Raw genomic sequence first — 6,000 nt, 5'->3', positions numbered from 1 at the left:
ATATCGATACGGGTGACACCAACACTGTCGATGATGAAACCAATATCGATACGGGTGACACCAACACTGTCGATGATGAAACCAATATCGATACGGGTGACACCAACACTGTCGATGATGAAACCAATATCGATACTGGAGACCAAACCGACATCGGTGATGATGACGACGATGACGATGATGATGACGATGATGACGATGACGATGACGATGATGACGATGATGACGATGATGACGATGACGACGATGATGACGATGACGACGATGACGATGACGACTAAGTTTGGAGTCAGATAAATCATCACTACGGGGTTGGCAAGGATTCAGAAGGGGGAATCCCAGTAACTTCCAACCCCGTCAACAACTCACCGTCAACCCTACGGGTATGACGGGAGCTTGTAAAAAGCTCTAGTTGACCAGACTAAGTGTTAAATCACTACGTTATTTGAATCATGAAACCTGAGAATACGTGCCAGTTTTCAGCTCTTTCGTACAACTTTAAACAGGTGTAATGAGTTAAGCCAGTGAGTTGTACCTAACAAGTTCAAATAACATTGTCGAGGCAAACTTTACCCGAAAGGAGAGACTCAAAGTAATGCGAGTTTTCGTACTAGACAAAAATCTCAAACCTCTTGACCCCTGTCATCCAGCACGGGCAAGAGAACTATTAAGCTGCATGAGGGCGTATGTTCACAAACGATATCCGTTCACTATTGTTCTGCAAGATAGAAGTGTCGAGAATTCTACAGTTCACCCTCACCGAATTAAAATTGACCCTGGCAGCAAAGTGACAGGTATTGCTGTTGTTCAAGAGCAAACCGGGCGTGTAACAAACGCTTTGGAAATCTCTCACAGAGGGCAACAGGTTAAAAATGCTCTTGAGTCTAGGAGAGCATTAAGAAGAGGTCGTCGTAACCGTAAAACTCGTTACCGTAAGCCACGCTTTTTAAACCGCACTCGTAAGCAGGGTTGGCTACCACCTTCTCTTGAAAGTCGAATCGCCAATATTGAGACTTGGGTAAGGCGCATTAGAAAACTCTGCCGAGTCACCGCAATTTCCACCGAATTAGTTCGATTTGACCTTCAACAGATGCAAAATCCTGAAATTAGCGGGATTGAGTATCAAAGGGGTGAGTTATTTGGGTTTGAGGTTAAAGAGTATTTGCTCACCAAATGGGGAAGAAACTGTGCTTACTGTAGCATTGAAAATGTCCCTTTAGAAATTGAGCATATTGTTGCCAAATCAAGAGGAGGGAGTAATCGTGTTAGTAACTTAACACTGGCTTGTCGTAAGTGCAATGAAGCCAAGGGGAACAAACCGATTGAGCAGTTCCTCAAGAAAAAACCTGACTTACTCAAGAAGATACTCCGGAGTGCAAAAGCACCATTGAAGGATGCAACAGCGGTTAATGCTACCCGATGGGAATTGTACAGAAGACTTCAATCAACAGGACTATCAGTAGAGGTAGGCTCCGGTGGTCGGACAAAGTTTAATCGTAAGATTAGAGGAATTGAAAAACATCACTGGACTGATGCAGCTTGCGTAGGTGCATCCACACCGGAACGGCTACTTCTATTAGGGATAAAACCTTTGCTAATTGCAGCTAAAGGGCATGGCACGAGACAACGTTGTCGTCCTGATAAATTTGGATTTCCAAAGGCTCATGCTCCAAAGGCTAAGTCTTTCCAAGGATTTCAAACAGGGGACATTGTTAAAGCTGATGTTCCAACAGGCAAGTTTGCGGGTCAGTACGTTGGTCGAATTGCCATTCGATTTAGACCTAGTTTTGTTTTGCAACTACCAACTCAAAAATTTGATGTACACCCCAAATACTTAAAAACCATTCATAAGGCTGACGGTTATGAATATCAATCTTCACTTCTTTTGATGCCCTATCGGACAATTTATTAGTTGGCGGCAATTCCCCTCCCGCTAACCCGCTTCGGGTATAACGGGAGTCCCCTTGTCGCATCTCAGATGGAGATAACCATCTAGTTATCCAGTCGTTTAAGTCAAAAAACACAGCCTTGGGTTTAAACCCAAGGCTAAAAGTTCAAGTCGTCTAAAGACGACTACAAAAGAATTCCAGTCTGTCTGTGTACCTCACCTAATTGAAAAGCGCTGTATTAGTCCATTTTAATGGACTTAAGCTATTAGCCCGGAGTTTGAACTCCGGGCTACGGGCGGCTGTCGGGGCTGACTAAAAATGGTGCAAGCTGTCAGTTTTAACCGACGCGGATCATATCTCTATGACTGCGCCCATTCGGTATGGAAAACCCCTTCCTTGTCGGTTCGCTCATAAGTATGAGCGCCAAAGTAGTCGCGCTGTGCCTGGGTCAAGTTTTGCGGTAAGCGATCGCGCCGATAGCTGTCGAAGTAATCCAATGACGCACTAAACGCTGGAACCGGGATTCCCAACTGATTAGAAGCCACCAGCACATCCCGCCATGCATCTTGGCGATCCAGAATGGTTTGCTTAAACTCCGGCGCTAATAATAAATTCGGCAATTTTGGATTCTCATTGAAGGCATTTTTAATCTTATCCAGGAATCCTGCCCGAATAATACAACCCCCTTTCCAAATCCGGGCGGTTTCTGCCAAATTCAGGTTGTAATTAAACTCCTCCGAAGCCTTACCCAACAATGCCATGCCTTGAGCATAAGAACACATTTTTGAGCAATAAAGCGCGTCACGGACTTTATTGATAAACGCTTGGCTATCTCCCTCATATTTACCCGTCGTCCCGATGAGCTCCTTCGCTGCTGTCACCCGTTCCTGTTTATAGGACGAAATCACCCGCGCATTCACCGCCGCATAAATCGTGGGAATCGGTACACCCAATTCCAGAGAACTAACCACCGTCCAGCGTCCAGTTCCCTTTTGTCCGGCAGAATCCAGAATCAAATCAACCAGAGGCTGATTTGTATCCGGATCAATGTACTTAAAGATATCCGCCGTAATTTCAATTAAAAAGGAATTTAGCTCATCGGTCGTATTCCATTCGGAAAACACCTGATGAAGCTGCTTGTGATCCAATCCTAAGCCATGTTTGAGCAAATCATAAGCTTCGGCAATGAGCTGCATATCGCCATACTCAATCCCGTTATGCACCATCTTCACATAATGACCTGCACCCCCAGGACCAATATAGGTGACACAGGGTCCATCATCCACCTGAGCCGCGATTTTGGTCAAAATCGGTTCTAACTCTTGATACGCCGTATCCGTGCCTCCTGGCATCAAGCTAGGACCATGGAGCGCTCCTTCTTCGCCACCACTGACCCCCATCCCGACAAAACCGAGTCCGGTGGCTTCTAAGTCTTTAGTGCGGCGTTCGGTTTCTTCGTAGAGGGAGTTCCCGCCATCGATAATCATATCGCCCGGTTCAAGCAGAGGTTTAAGTTGATCGATAACAATATCAACCGGTTTGCCAGCTTTAACCATAACCAGGATTTTGCGGGGACGTGCCAAGGTTTTGACAAACTCTTCCAGGGAATAGGCGGCGGTGACGTTTTTATCCGAGGCACGCTTTGCCATAAAGTCTTCCGTTTTTGAGCTAGTCCGGTTATACACCGCCACTGGAAACCCGCGACTTTCCACATTGAGCGCTAGGTTTTCTCCCATCACAGCTAAACCGATGACTCCGAAGCTTGGTTGTGTCATATATCTCTCGTCAGAATGTAATTGAACGTGTAATCGTGTTTATTTCCCCTACAGGGTAGCCTGCTCTGCGGCGGAATCTTGTAAACTTTGCATTACGAGTATGCCCCAAGTAGAGTACCTAAAATCTCAAACCTGGTAATCTTGCTAGAGGTGGAAATAAGGCAGAAGGCAGGATTTTTGTAGGGGCTGGCACATTCTTGCCAAAAATTAAGTACGAAGCCCAGAAGCTTTAAGCACTTCTCGATTGGGTGCAATACACCTTGGTAGAGACAGGGTGTGGGGTGTGGGGTGTGGGGTGTGGGGTGTGGGGTGTGGGGTGTGGGGTGTGGGGTGTAGGGTGTGGGGTGTGGGGAAAATATTAAATCTTGACGGCAAACGCTTAATCATGTACTACCTTTAGCCTAAGACTTAATAATATCAGCCCATTGTTGTTGCAGATCGAAAATGACCAACACAATTAAGCCGAATAATCCTAACAGAGGAACCAATAAACTGAACAGGTAAAGCAACCATAAATTGGATTTTGCCTGTTGTTCTTGTTGCATCATCGCCTCAAATCTGTCATCACCAAAGGGCTTAACAGTGAGATCATTTAAAGAGACTGAAAATAAACGATAGCGACTCGGTTGGGTCAAAATTAGCTGATCTGATCCGACGGCGATATGGGAAATATCCTCTGAACCCGGTAGATTAACCAGAATCGGATTTTGCCAGTCTGGATCAAAGCGTAACAGGTCATCCCGATTAAAGTTACGATCCCCAACCAATACCCACCAAAACCCTTGGTTATCTTGCTGCAAAAAGATGGGAAAAACTCGACCTTCGTGAGCTGGTTCTAAGGCGATCGCGTCTCCTTTTAATTCGTACTCCATATCCCTCTCGAATTGGGCTTGAAAAAGTCGCACTAGAGGTATTTCGCTGCGTGGCTCTTCCTGTGGAGTACAGCGAATTTCTGGTCTAGGGGATTGAATCATATCAATCGATTGATCGGGAATGAGATTCAGCCCTTGGCGATTCGTTGACCAGGTGAGGATTCTCAAATTATTGCTATCGGCGACAACTAATTTTCCGTCGTTATTCAGAGTTATTCCATTGGGATAACAGAGCAATAAATCTTTGCCTCGTGTACTTTCAAGTTCTCGCCCTTCTTGATCCAAAACTAGTAAGCGATGCCATCCGGCGTCTGTCGCATAAATTAGGTTGTGTTTAGCATCAACCACAAATTTAAATGCTCCCTTAAACATGGGAGACTCTGGGGAATTATGCTGAAAACTGGGTAATGGATCACAACGACTTTGGTCAAGTTGGCATCGTTGGATGTTTCCTTGCTGCCAATCCGCAATTAATAATTGATTTTGATCAAGGGCATAAAGATCAGTTAAATCTTTAATACCTAAAGTCTCTAGGGAGTATTGATTTTGAACTTGACCTTGAGCATCGAACTGATAAAGATAGTGACTGGTGGCAGTAAAAACCTCACCTTGCTTGGTCGTCGCAACTAGGGTTGGTCCATGTTGTAACGCGGCACGATAACCATTATTGATGGCAAAGAAAACACTGCCAATCGCAACAATGACACAGAGGTAGGATAAAATTTTTATCCAGGGTTTTTGCTTGACAACTCTGACGCCTTCAGGCTTGAAAATAAATTCAAGTTGGGCAAAGAGTTGTTTGGTTTTTTGATTATCAGGTCGCCCAAATGGATTAGTGGCGAAAAAGTAATAATTGGCGTAGCTAACACTCTCATCTTCGGAATTTTCAGAGGTAAATCTAATTAAATTCGGTAACTGAACTAATTGTGATTTTGCATGGAATAAGATTATTTTTGTTTGTTGAGTATTAAATTGAAGCGTTTCTTTGAGTTTTTTTCCTTCCTGGATCAAACAACGACCGCGATTATAACCATATTCTAAAACTACGGGTTTGCTGATTCTATAGAAATTGGGAATCCTCCTTGACTTATCCTGTTTGAAGTACTTGACACAACAGTGCCTCATACCATTATTCAGGGAGGCGCATTTTTTCAATAACTTTTTTTGCTTTCGCCAGACTTGGTAGATCAGAAAACAATAGGTCAAGAGAATCAACAGTAACTGAAGTAGGTTTAAGGCAATTTTTGTCATGGTTTACGCCCTGGTAATTCCTGTTACTTATATGGTTGTTGCTCAAATGTTCAGATATAGCAACTGACTTTGTAGGCTTGTAATCCTGCTAACGTTGAAAGGTACTACTTATAAAATAAGTGGTAATATCATTTCTGACATCATGCTTTTAGGTCACCCATTTGGGTGAAAAACTTAAGTTGTCAGACAAAATTCGATTTGATGGTTGAGAGT

At 44.0% G+C, this 6,000-nt stretch carries 4 protein-coding genes; 1 reads left to right on the top strand and 3 read right to left on the bottom strand.

The window, feature by feature from the left end; all coding sequences use genetic code 11:
* Positions 1-302 (bottom strand): hypothetical protein (locus RIC07_RS30355; RefSeq protein ID WP_446397767.1); only part of this gene is annotated, 302 nt, incomplete at its 3' end.
* Positions 303-595: 293 nt separating this feature from the next.
* On the opposite strand from RIC07_RS30355, the gene iscB reads away from it, so the two are divergent.
* Positions 596-1,912 carry an RNA-guided endonuclease IscB gene (gene iscB, locus RIC07_RS30350; protein WP_446397766.1) on the top strand — a complete coding sequence of 439 codons (1,317 nt, stop codon included), beginning with the start codon at positions 596-598 and terminating at the stop codon, positions 1,910-1,912.
* A gap of 336 nt (positions 1,913-2,248) precedes the next feature.
* Here the strand turns inward: iscB and gndA are convergent, their stop codons facing one another.
* Complete coding sequence (gndA, locus tag RIC07_RS30345; protein ID WP_446397765.1) at positions 2,249-3,664, bottom strand: NADP-dependent phosphogluconate dehydrogenase; 1,416 nt, start codon at positions 3,662-3,664, stop codon at positions 2,249-2,251.
* Positions 3,665-4,065: 401 nt separating this feature from the next.
* Positions 4,066-5,787: a hypothetical protein gene (locus tag RIC07_RS30340; protein ID WP_446397764.1), complete on the bottom strand. Its 1,722-nt coding sequence runs from the start codon at positions 5,785-5,787 to the stop codon at positions 4,066-4,068.
* Positions 5,788-6,000 lie beyond the last annotated feature (213 nt).

Source organism: Coleofasciculus sp. E1-EBD-02 (assembly GCF_040218245.1).
Classification (GTDB): Bacteria; Cyanobacteriota; Cyanobacteriia; order Cyanobacteriales; family Coleofasciculaceae; genus Coleofasciculus.
Note: the sequence above shows the minus strand (reverse complement) of the source record. Positions and strands in the feature narration are given on the sequence as shown.